Here is a 20,984-nt window from a genome sequence, read left to right on the forward strand (position 1 = left end):
GGATTGGTATTCCAGAAAGGGTTTTGCGTTTGGCGTGGGATCTAGCGCAGGTTGAGTTTCGCCGCCGCACGCTCGGTGATTTCCGTGCGCAGTTTCAGCGATGGCGCTGCACGCAAACGTGCTTCATCGACAATCTCACTCGGCGCAGTCTCCGGGCTGCCCGCGTTGAACGGCGGCGCCGGGGCATATTCCAATTGCAACTGAATCAGTTGCGCCGCGTCGGCACCCACCAACTCTTCAGCCAGCACCAAGGCGAAATCAATCCCCGCCGTGATCCCGCCGCCGGTAAACAGATTGCCGTCACGCACCACCCGATCCTTCACCGCGATCGCCCCCAGCGTCGGCAGCAGATCGTGATACGCCCAATGCGTGGTCGCCCGTTTGCCTTGCAGCAGACCCGCCGCGCCGAGCACCAGCGAACCGGTGCACACCGATGTCACGTACTTTGCCAGCGCAGCCTGACGCTTGATGAAAGCCAGTGTCAGCTCATCTTCCATCAGCGCGCCGACGCCACCACCACCCGGTACACAGATCACATCCAGATCCGGGCAATCCTCAAACGTGGTGGTCGGTTTCAGCAGCAGTCCGGTGCTGGCGGTGACCGGCATCAGATCCTTCCAGATCAAGTGCACCTGCACGCCCGGCAGCGAGGCGAGCACGTCATACGGCCCGGTCAGGTCGAGTTGCTGAACCTGCGGAAACAACAGAAAACCGATCTGCAACGTCATCGTTCTTACTCCATGAAAAGGGCTGGACGGCTTCACTGTAGGCGCGTAGGTTCTGGCGCGTACGTCAATCACCCCACGAATTACGCCAAATGCCAAAAGCCATCCACGTACTCGCGTTTGCCAACATGCAGATCCTCGACGTCACCGGCCCCTTGCAGGTGTTCGCCTCGGCCAACGACATCGCCCGTCAGCGCGGCTTGCCGATCCCGTATGCGCCGAGCGTGATTGCCAGCGGCGGCGGGGCGGTGATGTCGTCGGCGGGGTTGGCGGTGTTGGCCGAGCCGTTGCCGCAACTGTCCAGCGATACGTTGATCATCGCCGGTGGCTGGGGCATTTATCCTGCCGCTGAAGACGTGCTTTTGGTGGATTGGGTGCGCGAACATGGAGCGAAATGCCGACGCGTGGCCTCGGTGTGCACAGGGGCTTTTTTGCTGGCGGCCAGTGGCTGGCTCGATGGCCGCCGCGTGGTTACCCACTGGACTCGCTGCGAACAACTGGCACAGCAACATCCGAATCTGCACGTTGAGGCCAATCCGATTTTCATCAATGACGGCCCGATCTGGACGTCGGCGGGAGTCACTGCCGGCATCGATCTGGCCTTGGCCATGGTTGAAGAGGATCTGGGAAGCGACATCGCCCTGGACGTCGCCCGGCACCTCGTGGTGTTTCTCAAGCGCCCGGGCGGGCAATCGCAGTTCAGCGTGACCTTATCCTTGCAGAGTCAGGGCAATCGCTTTGATGAACTGCACGCGTGGATCGCCGAAAACCTCACCTGCGACCTCGGCATCCCGACCCTCGCAGAACAAGCCGGCATGAGCGAACGCAGTTTCGTCCGCCACTACCGCGCCGACACCGGCCAGACCCCGGCGCGGGCGATCGAATTGATTCGCGTCGAAACCGCCCGGCGCTTGCTCAGTGACACCGGTTTGCCGGTCAAACGCATCGCCGCCAATTGCGGTTTTGGCAGTGAAGAGACGTTGCGGCGCAGCTTCCTGCGGGCCATGGGGGTAACTCCGCAGGCTTATCGGGAGCGGTTTACGGTCAAGGCTGGAGCAGATCCAGTGATGCCTTGAATCAAGCCTCAGCTTCCGCCACCTGATTAAAATACTTCGTCCGATCCGGGGTAAACGTCACCCGCATCTTCGTCCGCGAACACGTCAGCGCACGTTCTGCACTCAAATCAATATCCAGATCCTCACCGCGCAAGCCTTGCCACTGCGCCAGATACTTCAGCGAGCCATATTTCTCGTTTTTCTTCAGGCTGCGGCTCACGCCACCTTTCCAGCCGAGCACGGGCAGTTCGCCGGCGAGACATTTTTGCGCGAGGTCGGGGAAACGAGTGGCGCGCTGGCGGCCGATTTCCCAGCACTTGATCAGGCCTTTGTCCGCGGCTTCCCAGAGTTGGGTGCGGGTCAGGCCGCTGCGAAGCGGCGTGTCGATGGTGCGCTGGACGTGCTGGGACATTCTGGTTCCTTGAATTCGGGTTTTATTGGACAGCTCCGCTGTGCCCGTTGCGGTGGATGGTAGGGGTGGATGTAACAGCTGGCAACAGGGTATTTCCGGGTGTGACTGCGAGTTGCAGGGCAGACACGGTTCAGGGGATGTTGACCATTTGTAGTCTTGCGGCAGTTGAAAACTGTGCTGAGGGAGCTTGCTCCCGCTCGGCTGTGCAGCAGGCGCAAAGTCAGGCAACCCGGTGCTTCAGTGGGATTGGGGAGGCAGGTTTCAGGGCCGCTTCGCGACCCGGCGGGAGCAAGCTCCCTCGCCATAGGGGGTGGGAGTGAGCCTGCTTTTGTGTAGGTGTCAGTCCTACAATTGGCTGTTGATGCGGACTATTTCCTACAGCCTTTGGTGACAATTACGGCTGCCAGTAACTCTTTTCTCCACTCAACTTGCGGTCGAGAAAACTCGCCGCACTGATCAACGCCAGATGCGTCAAGGCTTGTGGGGTATTACCCAAGTGCCGGCCATGGGCGTCGAACTCTTCGGCGTAGAGACCCAGCGGATTGGCATAGCGCAGCAATTGCTCAAACTCCAGATGGGCTTTTTCAACCTGCCCCGCGCGAGCCAGGCATTCGACATACCAGAACGAACACGCGGCGAAGGCGCCTTCAGTACCGGCCAGGCCATCGATATTGCTGTCGTCATTGCGATAGCGATAAACCATGCCGTCGCGCACCAGGGTCTTTTCGATGGCCGCAAGGGTCGACAGCCAGCGCGGATCCTTGGCGCTGACGAAGCGCACCAACGGCATCAACAACATCGAGCCATCCAGCGCGGTGCCGCCTTTGTACTGGACGAAATGCCCGCGCTCCTCATTCCAGAAGTTGTCCCAGATGTCGGCGTAGATCGCCTGCCGGGTCGAGTCCCATTGCGCAAACGGTGCCGGTAACGAGCGTTTCGAGGCCAGGCGAATCGCCCGGTCCAGCGCTACCCAGCACATCAGCCGCGAGTGCAGGAAGTGATGCTGCTCACCGCGCATTTCCCAAATGCCGACATCGGCGGTCTGCCACGTTTCACAGACTTGATCGACCACTTCGCGCACATGTTTCCAGCCCTCGTGGGAAATAGCGTCGCCGTATTTGTTGACCAGATACACCGCATCCATTAGCTCGCCGAAGATATCCAGCTGAATCTGATCGTAAGCGCCGTTGCCGATGCGCACCGGTTGCGCACCGCCGTGACCGGACAAGTGCGACAGCTCGGTTTCCGGCAATTCCTGACGACCATCGATGGCGTACAGAATGTTCAACTTCATCGGCTTGCCGCAGCAGTCGCTGACCCGTCCGCGCAGCCAGCCCATATAGGCGTTGGCCTCGCCGACAAAGCCCAGGCGCATGAACGCGTACACCGTGAACGAGGCATCGCGGATCCATGTGTAGCGGTAGTCCCAGTTGCGTTCGCCGCCCGGCGTTTCCGGCAGGCCGAAGGTGGCGGCGGCGAGAATCGCGCCGTGTTTGCGTGAGGTCAGCAGCTTCAACGCGAGGGCCGAGCGGTTGACCATTTCCCGCCAGCGCCCTCGGTAAATCGACTGACCGATCCAGTCGCGCCAGAACTTCAATGTGCGTTCCATGCACAAGTGTCCGGCGCCTTCGGCGAATCGTGGATCATCGGTCGCCCCGAGCATGAACGCCGCCGTTTCATTTTGCTTGAGCGTGAATTGTGCCACCGCCGCTTGCGCGTCGATCTGCATCGGCTGGTCCGAAGCCAGGCGCAGTGACGGTTGGCCGGAAGCGCTAAATGTCACGTCTTGTTGATCCATCTCAGCTCGGGTGTCGGCTCGGGCGTAATCGTGGCGCACGGCGCAGCGCATGGTGAAAGTCGCTTCGCCGCTGACCACGCGCACCCGACGCATCAACAGCGGCAGGTCATCGGCGTTGTCCGCCACTGGCAGCAGATCGGTGACTTCGACCACGGCGCGTTCACTCAGCCAGCGGGTTTGCAGAACGTTAGTGTCGGGCAGGTAAATCTGTTCGCGGCGCGCGTCCGGCAAGTCCGGCGCCAACTGGAAAATCCCCGCGTCCGGGGTGTCCAGCAACGAACAGAAAATCGACGGACTGTCGAACTCCGGCCAGCAGAAAAAATCCACACTGCCACGGTCGTTGATCAGTGCCGCGCTGCGCATGTCGCCGATGATGCCGTGGGCGTCGATTGGGCTTTGTCGTTCCAGGTGATGCTCAGCCATTGCCGCGAAACTCCGGATAGAGGCTCATGCCGCCGTCGATGAACAGGGTGGTGCCAACGATGTAATCGGCGGCATCCGAGGCGAGAAAGACCACGGCGTTGGCGACGTCTTGCGCATCGCCGATGCGCCCGTAGGGAATCAGATCAAGCAGCTTTTCGCCGGCAGCGCCTTCGGTGGCGTCTTTATTGATCGCCGTGCGAATCGCCCCCGGCGCGATGCCGTTGATGCGAATGCGTTGGTGGCTGACTTCCTGTGCAAGGGTCTGCATCAGCTGATCGACACCACCCTTGGACGCGGCGTAATTGACGTGCCCGGCCCAGGGAATGCGCTGGTGCACCGAACTCATGTGGATGATCTTGCCGGCCGCGCGGGACACGCCTTCACGAACGCCCTGGCGATTGAAAATCCGCAGGGCAGCGCGGGCGCAGAGGAACTGTCCGGTGAGGTTGACGCCGATCACCGCGTTCCAGTCGTCGAGGGTCATGTCCACAGCGGCGGCATCTTTTTGCATACCCGAGTTGGCCAGCAGAATATCCAGCGAACCGAAGGCATCGATGGCCGCCGAGAACAGCCGCTCAACCTCGTCTTCCTTGGAGACATCAGCGCGAATGGCGATGGCCTGCCCACCGTCAGCGATGATTTGCCGGGCCAGTGCTTCGGCAGGTTCTGCCTGGCGGTTGTAGTTGATGACCACTGCCGCGCCGGCAGCGGCCAGGGCTTTGGCGCACGCCTGGCCGATGCCGGAGCTGGCGCCGGTGATCAGGGCTGTTTGTCGGGCGAGGGAAATATGCATGCAAAATCGCGCCTGGGGTCAGTGGGCTTATTTAGCTGACTGACGGGCGGCGGCGAGAGTTCATCTTGCGATCATGAAAAGATCGACAGCTTCAGACCTGATAGCGCCCACTGGTGCGATGCCATTCCACATTGCCGGCCAGCCAGCTCTTGACTCCGCCCAGGTAACGTATGAGCGGCGCTGATGCGTGCGGCAGTACGGCCTGTTCTGCGGCCTCGTATAAATGCATGATCTCGTCGTGAATGGCGGCACTTTGCGCCATTGCTTGTTCCGGCGAGCAGTGCTGTTCGCGGATCAACAGCAAGGGCAGGTTGAAGTCACCGATTCCGGCTTGCTGCTCCTTCAGCGCCGAAAACAGATCATTGGCAATGATCGTCGCGCTGGCGGCCAGTGCCGTTACGCGTCGCACGTCGGGTGCGCTATACACATTGGCCGGTAGTTCGTAGCCTGCAATGATGTCGATCAACGACAGGCACGGCAGGAAACTGTTGACCTGACGGTGGGCCAGATATTCCCAAAGTGCTGGCGTGAGACCTTCGGTGCGCCAGGCCGCTTCGGCGCTCATGGTCACGAACATGGCGATGATTTCATGGCGCACGCGTGCCACCTGTGCCGGTGTGGCGAATGACTCCACCCGCGCCAGATACCCGCGCAGAGCGACCAGTACCGGATCGCCGCTCAATGCCCGCTCAAGGCCGGGGCGGAACCGTTCGCTCAAGTAAACCGGTTCCAGCGCTGCCAGCGCCACGGACAGGCGTGGGCCGACCATTTTCGGTTCAGATCCGGTTCTCTCGTCATCGCAGTAGTAATCATCGACGGCGAACAGGGCGGCAAAACATTGCGCCGCCAGCAGCAGGCGGTCCGGATCATCCGTATCGTTATGACAAAGCACAGCGAAGCGCCCGAAGCCCATCGCCCGCACTTTTTTGTGCTGGCCTGGAAAAATCCCGACCTGCTCGATCCACGGCATGAGGCGATCATCCACTTCTGCCGCCAGAGACGGGTCGACTCTAAAAGGGGCAAGTCCATACAGCGGCGGGACAGTCCAGGGCGATTGCATCGGCGATTCCTTCGCGGTTGAGCGCAGGGTCATCAGAGCCCGATTGGCGAAAAAAGGCACCTGTCAGACCTGACAGGTCTGCGCGCTTTGCGACAGATGGTCATCCTGGATCCAGAGTCTGACGGAGGTTTCTGTCGGTCTGGTCAGTTGCCAGCGGCAGGCCGGCAGGGGCGACTGAGTCATCTGTTCAGCGAAACGACCCGGGGCTTCGCACCTTCACATTCCACCAACAATTCCGCGCTTCCACGCCACCCGACCCTATGGCAACTTGGCGGCCCTTGATGAGGCTGCAGTCCATGGCAAACCCCTACCGCGAATTGTTCAACGCCCCCGGCGCACGGAATTTTGTCCTGGCCGGAATGATCGCGCGCATGCCGATCTCCATGACCGGTATCGGCGTGATCACCATGCTGTCGCAGTTGAAGGGCGGGTATGCGCTGGCCGGCGCGGTGGCGGCAACCTTTGCCCTGGCCACAGCGTTTTGCGCGCCGCAGGTATCGCGTCTGGTTGACCGTTATGGGCAGCGACGCATTCTGCCGGTATCGGCATTGATCGGCGGCGGGGCACTGCTGATGTTACTGCTGTGCACGCGGTTGCAGGCGCCGAACTGGACGCTGTTTATCTTTGCCGCACTGGCCGGGTGCATGCCGAGCATGTCGGCGATGGTGCGGGCGCGCTGGACGGAGATCTATCGCGGCCAACCGCAGTTACAGACGGCTTATGCGCTGGAGTCAGTACTCGATGAAGTCTGCTTTATCGTCGGTGCGCCGCTGTCGGTGGGGCTGTGCGTGACGCTGTTTCCCGAGGCCGGACCACTGGCGGGACTGTTGATGCTGGCGGTCGGCGTCACCGCGTTTGTCGCCCAGCGCAGTACCGAGCCCTCGGTGCATCCGCATGAGCCACACCATCAAGGCTCGATCATTCGCTCCACGGACATGCAATGGCTGCTGTTGTTGATGACCGCCATGGGCGTCATCGTCGGCGTGATCGATGTGGTCAGCGTCGCGTTCGCCCAGCAACAGGGGCAGCCGGCGGCAGCGAGCATCGTGTTGTCGGTGTACGGAATCGGTTCTTTCCTGTCCGGTATTGCGTTCGGTGCGATGCGCTCGAAGCTGCCGTTGCCGCAGCTGTTTTTGTACGGTGGAGTGGCGACGGCGGTGACCACATTGCCGCTGTTGCTGGCGAGCAATATTGTTGGATTGTCGGTGGCGGTGTTCGTCGCCGGGCTGTTCTTCTCACCGACGCTGATTGTGGCGATGGCGTTGATCGAGCGCATCGTACCGCCGGCCAAGCTCACTGAAGGCCTGACCTGGCTGGTGACCGGTTTGAGTATCGGCGTGGCGGTGGGCGCCGCCGGCGCCGGTGCGCTGGTCGATGCCTTCGGCGCGCGCAGCGGCTTCTGGCTGGCGATTGCTGCCGGGGCGGTAGTCCTCGCATCGGCGGTGCAGAGTTTCCGTCATCTGAAGTGATCGGCTAACCGACTAATTCCCGCGCTATCTCATCCGTTCTCTTTTACAGATAACCCTATTGAGGTAAACGCGGTGACAAAGCTGACACTGCTGTGCCTGCCCTATTCGGGCGCCAGCGCCATGGTCTACAGCCGCTGGCGGCGCCAACTGCCGTCGTGGCTGCACTTGCAACCGGTGGAACTGCCCGGGCGCGGTGCCCGTTTCGACGAACCCCTGCAAATCGACATGCGTGCGCTGGCCCGGCAACTGGCCCGCGAGCACAAGGCTGGCTTGCAGGCGCCTTACGCACTGTTCGGGCATAGCCTCGGCGCGCTGCTGGCGTGCGAGATGGCGCATGCCTTTCGCGAACTCGGAGTACCGGAGCCGGTGGCGTTGTTCGCTTCCGGTACTGCTGCGCCGACGATGCGCAGTGACTACGATCGCGGCTTTGCCGAAGCGCGCAGCGATGAGGAATTGATCGATCAACTGCGCACTTTTCAGGGCACCAGCGAAGAAGTGCTGGCCAACAAAGAACTGATGAGCCTGACCCTGCCGGTGCTGCGCGCCGACTTCATGATGTGCGGGCGTTTCACGCCGGCGCAGCGTCCCTTGCTCAATTGTCCGGTGCACGTGCTGGGCGGCAAGGAAGACCGCGCGACCACCGAGCAACTGATCGGCTGGAGCAAGGAAACCCTGGGCAGTTTTTCCGTGGACATGATGACCGGTGGGCATTTCTTCATTCATGAACACGAAGCCCGGGTCATCCGCACGATCAAGACCCATCTGGAAGTCCATCACCGCCGTCATGCGCAGGCTACGGCACCGGCGTTTTAGCGCGCGGTTCACCTATCGAGTGATTACAGGAGGCCAGTCATGGCTGTTGCTGTGGGATTTTCCGTTCGGCCACTGCTGCCGCAACGGGGGCGCTTGCCGTTGTTGGTGGAAGCGACCGATGCGGACACTGACTTGTTGGCGGTGTTCGATGAATTGAAAGAACTGGTTGACGAGCATCTGCTGCGCGACGGTGGGCTGCTGTTTCGCGGCTTCCGTCTGAACGGTGCCGAACAGTTCCGGCAGTTTGCGGCCAGTTTTGGCCATCCGTTGTTGAACTATGAATTCGGTTCGACGCCGCGCACCAACGTGACGCAGGGCGTGTACACCTCGACCGAATACCCGGCGCACCAGAGCATTCCGCTGCACAACGAGCAGGCTTATTCCCGCGACTGGCCGATGAAGATCTGGTTCTACAGCATGATCGCCGCCAAGTCCGGCGGCGAGACGCCGATTGCCGACAGCCGTGAAGTTTATCGGCGCATTCCGTTGGCAATTCGCGAGCGCTTCGTCAGCAAAGGGCTGATGTATGTGCGCAACTTCGGCAACGGCTTGGATGTGGCTTGGGAAGACGTGTTCAACACCGACGATCGCGAGGTCGTCGAGGCCTACTGCAAGGCTCACGGCATTGTCTGCGAATGGAAGGATGACGGTGAGCTGCGCACCCGCCAGACTTGTCAGGCGGTGGCGGTGCATCCGGTGACCGGCGACAACGTCTGGTTCAATCAGGCGCACCTGTTCCACATTTCCAACCTGCAAGCGGAAGTGCGCGAAAGCCTGCTCGATATCGTCGACGAAGAGGACTTGCCGCGTAACGTCTATTACGGCGATGGTTCGGCGATTGAAGACGAGGTGCTGGCGCAGATTCGCGCGGTGCTCGATGAGTGCGCGATCAGTTTTCCTTGGCAGGAGGGCGATGTGCTGATGCTCGACAACATGCTCTCGGCACACGCGCGTTCGCCATTCGAGGGGCCGCGCAAAGTGATTGTCGCCATGGCGGAAGGGCATTCACAGGGGCCGCTCTGAGCCATCCCCACATCTGGTGGTAAAGCAGTCGAAGCCGGTCTCGTACCGGTTTCGGTGTTTGTGTGCCTAGCGTCGGGCCGCTGTTGCGCCAGCGCGCTAAATCATCGCGTTTGTCATTCGTTCTTGTTGATACGACCGGGTCTCCTGGTCACGCCGCCGATCAGCAAGGACCCCATGCATGAATGCCGCAGACGCCCAGAAACTAGCCCGTCGTTTTATCGAACTGCCACAGGACAAACGCCGTTTGTTCCTCGCCGGCATGGCCCGTGAGGGCATCGATTTTGCGCAGCTTCCCATGACTGCCTGTGACGGAATCGCCGAGCGCGACGGGCTTTCGTACGCCCAGCAGCGGATGTGGTTTCTTTGGCAACTGGACCCGCAAAGTGCCGCTTACAACTTGCCGATGGCGGTGCGCCTGACGGGCGACCTGCAAGCGCAGGCGCTGGAGCAGGCGTTCAGTCTACTGGCGGCGCGGCACGAGTGCTTGCGCACCACCTTCGGTCAGGAAGGTGAGCGCGCGTTTCAGCGCGTCGCCGAACCGCAGCCGTTGAAACTGCCGATCACCGATCTCAGCGCATTGCCCGAGGCCCAGCGCTGGCCGCTGGCGCAACAGCACATGATGGCTGAGGCCGCTCAGGCCTTCGATCTCGAGAACGGTCCGCTGCTCAGCCTGCGCCTGTTGCGCCTGGCCGAGCAGGAGCATGTGTTGCTGCTGACCTTGCACCACATCATCGCCGATGGCTGGTCGATGAACATTCTCATCGATGAATTCATGCGCACTTACGATGCTCTGGTGGCGGGGCGCGAGCCGTCATTGCCGGCACTCACCGTGCACTACCGCGATTACTCCCTGTGGCAACGCAGTTGGCTGGAGGCCGGTGAGCGCGAACGTCAGCTGGATTACTGGCGCACGCAATTGGGCGACGAGCATCCGCTGCTTGAGCTGCCGACCGATCGTGCCTATCCGGCGCAATCCAGTCATCAGGGCGCGCGTCTGGAAACGGTGATCGACGCAGCGCTACGTCAAGAGCTGAAAAGCCTCGCGCAACGTCAGGGCGTGACGCTGTTCGTGGTGCTGTTGGCGGCGTTCAAAACGTTGCTGCATCGCTACAGCGGCCAGACCGACATCCGCGTCGGCGGGCTGATTGCCAACCGTACCCGCAGCGAAACCGAAGGGCTGATCGGCTTCTTCGTCAACACGCAGATCCTGCGCAGTGAAGTCACCGCACAAACCCGTTTTGCCGATCTGTTGCAGAGCCTGCGTCAGGCTGCGCTCGGCGCCCAGATTCATCAGGATCTGCCGTTCGATGCCTTGATCGAAGCCTTACAACCGGCGCGCAGCCAAAGCCACAACCCGTTGTTCCAGGTGATGTTCAACCACCAGCCGCTGGTGACCGACTTGCACGATGTGCAACTGGAGTCCGGTTTGCAGGTGGGCTATTTGACTGAGGAGCAATTGGCCGGCAGCGGTCGCCAACATGCCGCCACCAGCGACCTGATGCTCGACACCCGCGAGGAGGGCGAGCAGTTGTTCGCGGCCTTCACCTACGCCACCGATATTTTTGATGCCGCGACCATTGCCGCGATGGCCGGGCATTGGCGCAACATCCTCGCGTCCGTGTGTCGCGATCCGCAGCAAGTCGTCGGCGAAGTCGAACTGCTGGCGGCGGCGGAACGTGCACAACTGATTCAGGCCACCGAAGCAGAACCTGTTTTCGCCAGCGTGCAGACCCTGTTCGAAGCGCAAGTAGCGCGCACGCCACAGGCATCGGCAGTGATTCTGGCGAGCGAACCGTCGCCGGCACTCAGCTATGCCGAGTTGAACACCCGCAGTAATCGTCTGGCCCATCAGTTGCGCGCTCGCGGTGTCGGCCCTGACGTGCTGGTCGGCGTGGCGCTGGGGCGCTCGCTGGAACTGGCGGTGGCATTGCTGGCGGTGCTCAAGGCCGGCGGCGCCTACGTGCCGCTGGATCCGCAAACCCCGGCCGAACGTTTGCGCCATGTGCTTGATGACAGTGGCTTGAAACTGTTGCTGACCGATCACGCCGGCCTCGCCAGCCTGCCGGATCTGGATGGCGTCGATTGCCTGTGCCTGGAGCAACTGGCCGACAGTGATCGGGCCGACAATTTGCCGGTGACGGTCGCCGCACAAAACCTCGCCTATGTGATTTACACCTCCGGTTCCACCGGGCGGCCGAAAGGTGTTGCGGTCAGCCACGGCGCGCTGAGTGAGTTCATCGCCCGTGCCATTGATTACAGCAACCTGCGCGAAGGCGATCGCGTTTTGCAATTCGCCACCAGCAGCTTCGACGGCTTTGTCGAGCAGTTTTTCCCGCCGCTGTGCCACGGTGCCGCAGTGGTCCTGCGTGATGCGCGGTTGTGGGACAGCGCGGCGTTGCATCAAGTGATTGTCGATCACGGCATCACCCTGGCCGACTTGCCGGCGGCTTATTGGTATTGGCTGGTGCAGGAATATGCCGCTAATCCACCGAGCGGCTTCGGTGCGCTGCGGCAGATTCACGTCGGTGGCGAAGCGATGGCGGTGGACGGTTTGCGCCTGTGGCAACAGGCCGGTTTGGGCCATGTGCGCTTGCTCAATACCTACGGGCCGACCGAAGCGACGGTGGTGTCGAGCATTCACGACTGCACGGCATTGACGGCAGACGCCGTGTCGTGGCGCGGCATCCCGATCGGCCACGGTCTCGACGCGCGCCGTTTATACGTGCTGGACGATGATTTGAACCTGCTGCCGCAAGGCGCGGTGGGCGAGTTGTACATCGGTGGTCCGGGCCTGGCGCGGGGTTATCACCGCCAGCCGATGCTCAGCGCCGAGCGTTTTATCGCCGACCCGTTTGCCGATGGCCAGCGCCTGTACCGCACCGGTGACCGCGCGCGCTTGCGACCTGACGGAGCCGTGGAGTACATCGGTCGGGTCGATCATCAAGTGAAGATTCGCGGTTTCCGCATCGAGTTGGGCGAAATCGAATCGCGCCTGCAGCAATGCCCTGGCGTTCGCGAAGCCGTGGTGTTGGCGGTGCCGCTCAGCGGCGGCCAGCAACTGGTGGCCTACGTAGTCGCCGATCAGGCCACGCTCGAAAACGCCGCGACGCAAGCGGCGTTCCGTCAGCAAATTCGCGCTGCCCTGCAAGCCCATTTGCCGGACTACATGGTGCCGGGCCACTTGCTGTTGCTGGCGAACCTGCCGCTGACACCCAGCGGCAAGCTCGATCGCAAGGCGTTGCCGGCGCCGGATCCGAGTCAACTACAAGGCGACTATCGCCCGCCGCAAACAGTCACCGAACAACAACTGGCGCAGATCTGGACGGATGTCCTGCAAGTTTCGCGGGTCGGTCTGGACGATCACTTCTTTGAACTGGGCGGCCATTCGTTGCTGGCGGCGCAGGTGATCGCGCGCATCAAAACTCAATTGGGCGTGGTGCTGCCGCTGCGCAGCCTGTTCGAGAAACCGCTGCTGACCGAGCTGGCCGCCGTGTTGGCGCAACTGGCAGATGGCGCAACGAACGACGACTGGTCCGACATGGATCAGTTCATCAATGCTTTGGAAGGAGAAGAAGTATGAGCGGCACCATGGCGGAACGTATCGCGAAGAGGTTCGTCGGCTTGCCGCTGGAACAGCGTCGGCTGTTTCTGGCCAAGCTGCGCGAAGATGGCAAGGACTTCAGCCTGTTGCCGCTGCCGATCAGTCGTCACGATGTCGCGCCGATTCCGTTGTCGTTCGCTCAGCAGCGCCTGCTGTTTCTCTGGCAACTCGAACCGCAAAGCGCTGCCTACAACATGGCCGCCGGCCTGCGCCTGAGCGGGCGTCTGGACGAAGTGGCACTGCAGCGTTCGTTCGATCATCTGGTGGCGCGCCATGAAGTCCTGCGCACGGTGTTCCAGACTGACGGTGATCAGCCGCATCAGGTGATCCTTGCGCAGCAACCGCTGGCCGTGGAACGCATCGACCTGACGGACTTGCCGACAGCAGAACGCGAGCAAGCGTTGGCGCAACAGGCGCAGACCGTCACCGCACGACCATTCGATTTGCGCCACGGGCCGTTGCTGCGCGCGAGTTTGTTTGCCTTGGCCGACGAGGAATTCGTGCTGGTGGTGAGCATGCACCACATCGTCTCTGACGGCTGGTCGATGGACGTGATGGTCAAGGAATTCGTCCAGTGCTATCAGGCGTTCAGCCTCGAACGCGAACCGCAATTGCCGGCGCTGGCGCTGCAATACGCCGACTATGCGATCTGGCAGCGCCGCTGGCTGGAAGCCGGCGAGGGCGAGCGTCAACTCGATTACTGGCGCCAGCAACTGGGTGAAGAACATCCGCTGCTGGAAGTGGCGCCGGACTTTGCCCGGCCACTGACGCAAAGCTTCGAAGGCCAGACCCTGAGTTTTGATTTCGGTGCGCCGCTATCCCTGCAACTCAACGCCTTCGCCCGTAGCCAAGGCATCAGTCTGTTCATGCTGGTGCTGGCCGGGTTCTCGCTGTTTCTGTCGCGGCAGGCCGGGCAGCGCGACATTCGTGTCGGCGTGCCGAATGCCAACCGTGGCCGTGCTGAAGTCGAAGGGCTGATCGGCTTTTTCGTCAACACCCAAGTGCTGCGTTGCGAGGTGGATGAGCGCGGCAGTTTCGAGGATTTGCTGGCGCGGGTGCGTGAAGCTTCGTTCGGCGCGCAGGCGCATCAGGAGTTGCCGTTCGAGCAACTGGTGGACGAGTTGGTGGCTGAACGCACCCTCGGCCACAACCCGCTGTTCCAGGCCAAGTTCAACCAGAACGTCGGCATGCAGAAACAGCGCGCGATGGCTCTGCCAGGGCTGACTGTCGCCGAGTATCCGCTGGACAAGGACGGCACCCACTTCGATCTGGCGCTGGACATCACCGATGACGGCACGCTGATTCACGGTCAGATGACCTATGCCAGCGACCTCTATCGCCCGCAGACCGTCGAAGCTTTCGTGCCGGCCTTGCTCGGTCTGTTCAGCGAATTGCTGAAAGCGCCGCAGGCACCGTTGCACAGTGTTGCGTTGATCTTGCCAGCACCGCTCCCGGCACCCGCCGAGCCGGCGTTGTTGGTGTTGCAGCACTGGGATCGTGAAGTCGCGCGCCAGCCCGAAGCATTGGCCGCGCGCGACTTGAATCAGGCCTTGAGTTTTCAGGGGCTGGATCAGGCGGCCAATCGACTGGCCCATCATTTGCGCGCCCAAGGCGTGCGCGACGGCCAGCCGGTGGCAGTGCTGATGGAGCGTTCGCTGGACTGGCTGACTTCTGTGCTGGCGATCTTCAAGGCGGGCGCGGTGTACATGCCGCTGGACGTCAAGGCGCCGGACGCACGCCTGCAGCAGATGCTTGGCGCTGCGAAAGCACGGCTGCTGTTGTGCGCCGAAGGCGATGCGCGTGTCTGCGCGCTGGCGGTCGATGGCTGTCAGGGCATCGCCTTTGCAGCGCAGCAGTGGCAGTCAATGCCGGACACTTGCCCAGCCGTGACGCTGTGCGCGCAATCACCGGCGTACGTGATTCACACCTCCGGTTCCACCGGGCAACCGAAAGGCGTACTGGTCAGCCACGGTGCGCTGGGCAGTTATGTGCGCGGTGTGCTGGAACGGATGGCGCCGACGGCGGACAGCAGCATGGCGCTGGTCTCGACCATTGCTGCGGATCTGGGCTTTACCGTGCTCTTCGGTGCGCTGTGTTCCGGGCGCCTGTTGCATGTCTTGCCGGAAGAATTGGGCTTCGATCCGGACCGCTTTGCCGAGTACATGGCCACGCATCAAGTGGGCATGCTGAAAATCGTCCCGGGCCATCTGGCCGCGTTGTTGCAGGCCGCGCGGGCTGCCGACGTGCTGCCGGAACACGCGTTGATTGTCGGCGGTGAAGCGTGCTCGCCGGCGCTGGTCGAGCGCGTGCGCCAGCTCAAACCGGGCTGCCGCCTCATCAACCACTACGGGCCGAGCGAAACCACGGTGGGCGTGCTGGCCCATGAAGTCGGTGATCTGAGCCTGACGCGCAGCGTACCGGTCGGTAGCGCGCTGGCCGGCGCTCACGTTTACGTGCTCGACGATGTGCTGAACAACGTCGCCGATCAGGTGGCTGGCGAGTTGTACATCGGTGGTGACAGCGTGGCGCTGGGCTACCTGAATCAGCCGGGGCTGACCGCCGAGCGCTTCCTGCCCGATCCGTTTGGCGCGCCGGGTGCGCGGGTGTATCGCAGTGATGACCGGGTACGCCGCAATCGTCAGCAAACGGTGGAATTCATCGGTCGCGCCGACGATCAGGTCAAGGTGCGCGGTTATCGCGTGGAGCCGGCGGAAGTCGCGCGGGTGTTGCTGGGCCTCGACGGTGTCAGTGAAGCGGCGGTGCTGGCGCTGTCACTGGATGACGACCCGACGCGTCTGCAACTGGTCGCGTGGTGTGTGCTGGCGGCGGGGCTGACCTTGCAGGCGCAGGCGCTGCGCGAGCAATTGCAGGCGTGCCTGCCGGATTACATGGTGCCGGCGCAGATTGTGCTGCTGGAAACATTGCCGCTGACGGCCAACGGCAAGCTCGACAAGCGTGCTTTGCCGGTGCCGGGCGTGGTCACTCAGCACTTTGTCGCGCCGCAAGGTGAAGTTGAAGAGAAACTCGCGGCGATCTGGGCCGATGTGCTCAAGCTTGAACGCGTGGGCAGCAGCGACAACTTCTTCGAACTGGGCGGTGATTCGATCCTCAGCTTGCAGATCATTGCCCGGGCCAAACGCCAGGGCATCAAGCTGAGCCCCAAGCAACTGTTCGAAAAACAGACCATCGGCCAACTGGCTGCGGTGGCCAAGTTGATCGAAGCCAAAGCCGTCGCGGCGGCACCGGTCGCTCGCGGACCGTTGCCGTTGTTGCCGATTCAGGCACGTTTCTTCGCAACCCCGATTGCCCAGCGTCAGCACTGGAACCAGTCGGTGATGTTGCAGCCGACCACACCGCTCGACGCCGCGCATCTGCGCACAGCGCTGGCGGCGTTGATCGAACAGCACGATGCGCTGGCGATGAATTTCCAGGCGTCCGCCGACGTGTGGCAGGCAATGCCGCAGACCCAGCGTGATCCGCAGCTGTTGTGGGTGCGTGAGCTGGACAGCCTGGACGCTTTGCCGGCACTCGCCGACGACGCCCAGCGCAGTCTCGATCTGCAACAAGGGCACTTGGTGCGGGCGGTGCTGGTGAACCTGCCGAACGCTGAGCAACGCCTGTTGCTGGTTATCCATCACCTGGTGGTCGACGGCGTGTCGTGGCGCATTCTGCTGGAAGATCTGCAGCACGCTTACACTGCGCTGGCGGCCGGCACGCCGCTGGTCTTGCCGGGCAAAAGCAGCTCGCTGCACAGCTGGGCCGAACATCTGCAGCGTTACGCGCAGAGTGAGGCGCTGGCCGCTGAGAGCGCCTACTGGCGGCAAACCCTGGCGGCGGGCGACGCGCAACTGCCACGGGATTTCCCGCAGGACACCCAGACCCGCGCACAAGCGGCCCGGGCCAGCACGCGCTTGAGTCAGGCGCTGACCCATAAGCTGCTGAAAGTGGCGCCAGCGGCGTATCGCACGCAGATCAACGACCTGTTGCTGACGGCGCTGGCGCGGGTGTTGTGTGACTGGAGCGAACAGCCTTCGGTACTGATTCAGCTCGAAGGTCATGGTCGCGAAGATCTGTTCGACGACATCGACCTGAGCCGCACCGTGGGCTGGTTCAGCAGCCTGTTCCCGGTGCGCCTGACACCGGCGGCGACGCCAGGTGCGTCCCTCTGTGCGATCAAGGAACAGCTGCGGGCGGTGCCGGGCAAAGGCATCGGGTTTGGCGTGCTGCGTTACTTGAGCCAATCCGCCGAGTTGCAGGCATTGCCGCAGCCGCGCGTGACCTTCAACTACCTCGGCCAGTTCGACGGCGCGTTCAACGCCGACGCGGGTGCGCTGTTCGTGCCAAGCGGCGAAAGCACCGGCGCCAATCAGGACGCGGCCGCGCCGCTGGGTAACTGGCTGAGCGTTGACGGTCAGGTCTACGGCGGTGAGCTGGAATTGACCTGGACCTTCGGCAGCGGCATGTATCGCGCAGAAACCGTCGAGGCGCTGGCCGAAGCCTATCGTCGCGAGCTGGAGCGTTTGATCGAACATTGCTGCGACAGTAGCGAGGCGGCTGTGACGCCGTCGGACTTCAGTCTGGCAACGCTGACCCAGGCCCAGCTCTCGGCGCTGCCGATCCCGGCCCGCGACATCGTCGACCTCTATCCGCTGTCGCCGATGCAGCAGGGCATTCTGTTCCACAGCGTCAACGATCCGGACAGTCCGGCGTACACCAATCAATTGCGCGTCGATGTGCAACAACTCGACGCCGAGCGCTTCCGTCTAGCGTGGCAGCAAACCGTTGATGCCCACGAGATCCTGCGCACGGCATTTGTCTGGCCACAAGACGCTGCCGCCGCAGTACAAGTGGTGCGTCAGAGTGCGCAGATGCCATGGCGCGTGCAGGACTGGCGCGGTCGTGCTGACCTCGGCACGGCGCTGGAGCAACTGGCCGGCGAGGACTTGGCCAACGGTTTCGACCTGACCGGCGCGCCGCTGTTGCGGGTGACGCTGGTGCGCACCGACGAGGCCACGCATCACCTGATTTACACCTGCCACCACATCCTCATGGACGGCTGGAGCACCTCGCAGTTGTTCGGCGAAGTGCTGCAGCGGTATGCGGGCATGACCCCGGTGGCCGGGCAGGGGCGTTATCGCGATTACATCGAATGGCTGGGTCAGCGTGATCAGCAGGCCAGCCGTGATTTCTGGACGACCGCCCTCGCGGATCTTGATGAACCGACGCGTCTGGCCGGTGCCTTGTCGGGCGGGCAGCACGCGGGCAGCGGTTACGCCGATCACGCGCATGTATTCAGCGAAACCTTGACGGCGGATTTGAACCGCTTCGCCCGCGAGCAGAAAGTCACCCTCAATACCTTGGTGCAAGCGGCGTGGCTGGTGTTGTTGCAGCGCTATACCGGGCAGGACCATGTGGCCTTCGGCGCGACCGTCGCCGGGCGTCCGACGGATTTGCCGGGTGTCGAGCAGCAGATCGGTCTGTTCATCAACACCTTGCCGGTGGTCGCGGCGCCGTCCGCCGAGATCGCCGTCAGCCAGTGGCTGCAACAGGTGCAGGACGTCAATCTGGCCCTGCGTGAACACGAGCACACGCCGCTCTACGACATTCAGCGTTGGGCCGGTGCCGGTAACGGCGCGTTGTTCGACAGCATTCTGGTGTTTGAAAACTACCCGATGGCCGAAGCGCTGCAACAGGGCCCGGCCACCGGTCTGACGTTCTCGGCGATTCGTCGTCAGGAACAGACCAACTACCCGTTGACGCTGGTGGCGGTCACCGGGCGTGAACTGAGCCTGGGGATCAGTTACGACCGGGCCAGTTTCGATGCGGCCGCAATCAGCGGTTTGAGCGCGCAACTGGAGAGCCTGCTGACGCAGTTCCTCGCCGATGCTTCTCTGCCGCTGGGCGAGTTGCAATTGCTTGCAGAACCGCAGCGTCAACAAGCCATCGCTTGGGGCAAAGCTGACCTCACGGCAACGGACGCGCGCACGGTGCTGGAACACCTCGCCGCGCAAGTGCAGCGCCAACCGCAAGCGCATGCGGTGCTGTTCGCCGAACAACAGATCGATTACCAAAGCCTCGATGCTCGGGCCAACCGTCTGGCGCACAAGCTGCAGGCACTGGGTGTCGGACCGGAGGTGCGCGTCGGCGTGTGCATGCGACGCACGCCAGATATGCTCGTGGCGTTGTTGGCCATTCTCAAGGCCGGTGGCGCGTATGTGCCGCTGGATCCGGACTACCCGCAGGAACGCTTGCTGCACATGCTCGATGACAGCCGCGCCGCCGTGCTGATCACCGAACCGGCCGCACTGGCGCTGCTGCCTGAAAACTTGAGTGCGCAGGTGTTGTTGGTGGAAGAGGGCGCGTTGAGCGCGTTCCCGACAACGGCACCGCTGGCGAATGTCACTGCGCAGAATCTGGCGTACGTCATCTACACCTCCGGTTCCACCGGCAAACCGAAAGGCGTAGCCATCACCCACGGCAACCTGTCGGCGCTGATTCAGTGGTCGGCCGGGGTCTATCGCGAAGAACAGTTGCGTGGCGTGCTGGCGTCGACGTCGATCTGCTTCGACCTGTCGGTCTGGGAGATTTTCGTCACTCTGGCTTGCGGGGGTTGCCTGGTGTTGGCGGACAATGCGCTGGCGCTGGCCGATTTGCCGGCCCGCGAACAGGTCACCCTGATCAACACGGTGCCGTCGGCGATTGCCGCGCTGCAACGGGCCGGGCAGATTCCGCATTCGGTGGCGACCATCAATCTGGCCGGTGAACCGCTCAAGCAGAGCCTGGTCGACACGCTGTACGCGAGCACGTCGGTGCAGCAGGTCTATGACCTCTACGGGCCGTCGGAAGACACCACCTATTCGACCTTCACCCTGCGCACAACCCAGGGGCAGGCGAACATCGGCAGACCGTTGCCGAACACCGTGGCCTATCTGCTCGACAGCCAGTTGCAAGTACTGCCGAGTGGCGTGCCCGCCGAGTTGTACCTGGGCGGTGCCGGTGTCACCCGGGGTTATCTGATGCGTGCGGCACTGACCGCCGAGCGCTTTGTGCCGAACCCGTACGCCAGCAACGGCGAACGCCTGTATCGCACCGGCGATCTGGTGCGTCAGGGCGGCGACGACAACATCGAGTACATCGGCCGGGCCGACCATCAGGTGAAGATTCGCGGCTTCCGTATCGAACTCAGCGAAATCGAAGCGCGACTGCTGGAGCAGGACGACATCCGTGAAGCGGTGGTGCTCGCTCAGGACGGAGCCGCCGGCAAACACCTGCACGCCTATGTGGTGGTGGCGCAGGCTGTGGTCGATCAACCGGTGTTGGCGGAACGCTTGCGCAATGCACTGGCCAGTCGCTTGCCGGCGCACATGGTGCCAGGCCACTTGCACCTGATCGACGCCATTCCGCTGACTCCCAACGGCAAGCTCGATCGCAAGGCGCTGATGGCCTTGGGCGACGGCCCGACGCAGCAGCACTATCAGGCGCCGCAAAGCGATTTGCAGTGGGAGGTGGCGACGATCTGGCAGGAGGTGCTGGAGGTCGAGCAGGTGGGCCTCGCGGACAACTTCTTCCAGCTCGGCGGGCATTCGTTGCTGGCCACGCTGGTGGTGACCCGGATCAAGGAGCGTCTGGGCGACAAGGTGCCGCTAAAAGAGTTGTTCGAAACCGATACCCTCAAGGCGTTCTGCGCGCGAATCGAGGCTCTGCGCGTCGAAATGTCGCCCGTTCAGGATGAATTGGCTAAATCCCTGGAGGCCCTCAAACGTCTATCCCTCGATGATCTGGAAAAACTGATTTCTTGAGAGGGAAAAACGC

Annotated in this window: 11 protein-coding genes; 6 read left to right on the forward strand and 5 right to left on the reverse strand. The window is 62.4% G+C overall.

The window, feature by feature from the left end; genetic code table 11:
* Positions 1 to 41: 41 nt before the first annotated feature.
* Positions 42 to 728, reverse strand: coding sequence for an isonitrile hydratase (gene inhA, locus AC0ZWN_RS25280; RefSeq protein ID WP_258709508.1), 687 nt, complete (start codon positions 726 to 728; stop codon positions 42 to 44).
* An 89-nt stretch (positions 729 to 817) separates the two neighbouring features.
* On the opposite strand from inhA, the gene AC0ZWN_RS25285 reads away from it, so the two are divergent.
* Positions 818 to 1,801, forward strand: a complete 984-nt coding sequence (locus AC0ZWN_RS25285; RefSeq protein WP_476337048.1) for a GlxA family transcriptional regulator — start codon at positions 818 to 820, stop codon at positions 1,799 to 1,801.
* Between the two features lies 1 nt (position 1,802).
* Here the strand turns inward: AC0ZWN_RS25285 and AC0ZWN_RS25290 are convergent, their stop codons facing one another.
* The 4 genes from AC0ZWN_RS25290 to AC0ZWN_RS25305 all read right to left on the reverse strand — a co-directional run bounded on the left by AC0ZWN_RS25290 (position 1,803) and on the right by AC0ZWN_RS25305 (position 6,299).
* Complete coding sequence (locus AC0ZWN_RS25290; protein WP_186623370.1) at positions 1,803 to 2,192, reverse strand: hypothetical protein; 390 nt, start codon at positions 2,190 to 2,192, stop codon at positions 1,803 to 1,805.
* A 394-nt stretch (positions 2,193 to 2,586) separates the two neighbouring features.
* Complete coding sequence (locus AC0ZWN_RS25295) at positions 2,587 to 4,413, reverse strand: glycoside hydrolase family 15 protein (RefSeq protein ID WP_257358029.1); 1,827 nt, start codon at positions 4,411 to 4,413, stop codon at positions 2,587 to 2,589.
* Complete coding sequence (locus AC0ZWN_RS25300) at positions 4,406 to 5,206, reverse strand: glucose 1-dehydrogenase (RefSeq protein ID WP_099758490.1); 801 nt, start codon at positions 5,204 to 5,206, stop codon at positions 4,406 to 4,408. The genes AC0ZWN_RS25295 and AC0ZWN_RS25300 overlap by 8 nt, the downstream gene beginning before the upstream one ends.
* 91 nt (positions 5,207 to 5,297) lie before the next feature.
* A complete protein-coding gene (locus AC0ZWN_RS25305; protein ID WP_264082804.1) occupies positions 5,298 to 6,299 on the reverse strand; it encodes a family 2 encapsulin nanocompartment cargo protein terpene cyclase in 1,002 nt (333 codons plus the stop codon).
* Between the two features lie 263 nt (positions 6,300 to 6,562).
* Here AC0ZWN_RS25305 and AC0ZWN_RS25310 point away from each other — a divergent pair, with 263 nt between their 5' ends.
* The 5 genes from AC0ZWN_RS25310 (at position 6,563) to AC0ZWN_RS25330 (ending at position 20,971) form a co-directional block, all read left to right on the forward strand.
* Positions 6,563 to 7,735 (forward strand): MFS transporter, encoded by a 1,173-nt coding sequence (locus AC0ZWN_RS25310; RefSeq protein WP_095047701.1) that lies wholly within the window; start codon positions 6,563 to 6,565, stop codon positions 7,733 to 7,735.
* 72 nt (positions 7,736 to 7,807) lie between these two features.
* Positions 7,808 to 8,548, forward strand: coding sequence for a thioesterase II family protein (locus AC0ZWN_RS25315; protein WP_095047700.1), 741 nt, complete (start codon positions 7,808 to 7,810; stop codon positions 8,546 to 8,548).
* Between the two features lie 39 nt (positions 8,549 to 8,587).
* A complete protein-coding gene (locus AC0ZWN_RS25320; protein WP_095047699.1) occupies positions 8,588 to 9,571 on the forward strand; it encodes a TauD/TfdA family dioxygenase in 984 nt (327 codons plus the stop codon).
* A 178-nt stretch (positions 9,572 to 9,749) separates the two neighbouring features.
* The gene (locus AC0ZWN_RS25325; RefSeq protein ID WP_476337052.1) at positions 9,750 to 13,151 is read left to right on the forward strand and encodes an amino acid adenylation domain-containing protein; all 3,402 of its coding nucleotides are present in this window, start codon (positions 9,750 to 9,752) and stop codon (positions 13,149 to 13,151) included.
* The gene (locus AC0ZWN_RS25330; protein ID WP_476337053.1) at positions 13,148 to 20,971 is read left to right on the forward strand and encodes an amino acid adenylation domain-containing protein; all 7,824 of its coding nucleotides are present in this window, start codon (positions 13,148 to 13,150) and stop codon (positions 20,969 to 20,971) included. Before AC0ZWN_RS25325 ends, AC0ZWN_RS25330 begins: the two co-directional genes overlap by 4 nt.
* The last annotated feature ends 13 nt before the right edge of the window (positions 20,972 to 20,984 follow it).

The sequence above is a fragment of the Pseudomonas sp. 3B-A001-10F genome, assembly GCF_056313565.1.

What these genes read in the sequence shown, in the direction of transcription:
- inhA (WP_258709508.1), bottom strand. Translation starts at nt 728, where the DNA reads ATGACGTTGCAGATCGGTTTTCTGTTGTTTCCGCAGGTTCAGCAACTC.
- AC0ZWN_RS25285 (WP_476337048.1), top strand. Translation starts at nt 818, where the DNA reads ATGCCAAAAGCCATCCACGTACTCGCGTTTGCCAACATGCAGATCCTC.
- AC0ZWN_RS25290 (WP_186623370.1), bottom strand. Translation starts at nt 2,192, where the DNA reads ATGTCCCAGCACGTCCAGCGCACCATCGACACGCCGCTTCGCAGCGGC.
- AC0ZWN_RS25295 (WP_257358029.1), bottom strand. Translation starts at nt 4,413, where the DNA reads ATGGCTGAGCATCACCTGGAACGACAAAGCCCAATCGACGCCCACGGC.
- AC0ZWN_RS25300 (WP_099758490.1), bottom strand. Translation starts at nt 5,206, where the DNA reads ATGCATATTTCCCTCGCCCGACAAACAGCCCTGATCACCGGCGCCAGC.
- AC0ZWN_RS25305 (WP_264082804.1), bottom strand. Translation starts at nt 6,299, where the DNA reads ATGACCCTGCGCTCAACCGCGAAGGAATCGCCGATGCAATCGCCCTGG.
- AC0ZWN_RS25310 (WP_095047701.1), top strand. Translation starts at nt 6,563, where the DNA reads ATGGCAAACCCCTACCGCGAATTGTTCAACGCCCCCGGCGCACGGAAT.
- AC0ZWN_RS25320 (WP_095047699.1), top strand. Translation starts at nt 8,588, where the DNA reads ATGGCTGTTGCTGTGGGATTTTCCGTTCGGCCACTGCTGCCGCAACGG.
- AC0ZWN_RS25325 (WP_476337052.1), top strand. Translation starts at nt 9,750, where the DNA reads ATGAATGCCGCAGACGCCCAGAAACTAGCCCGTCGTTTTATCGAACTG.
- AC0ZWN_RS25330 (WP_476337053.1), top strand. Translation starts at nt 13,148, where the DNA reads ATGAGCGGCACCATGGCGGAACGTATCGCGAAGAGGTTCGTCGGCTTG.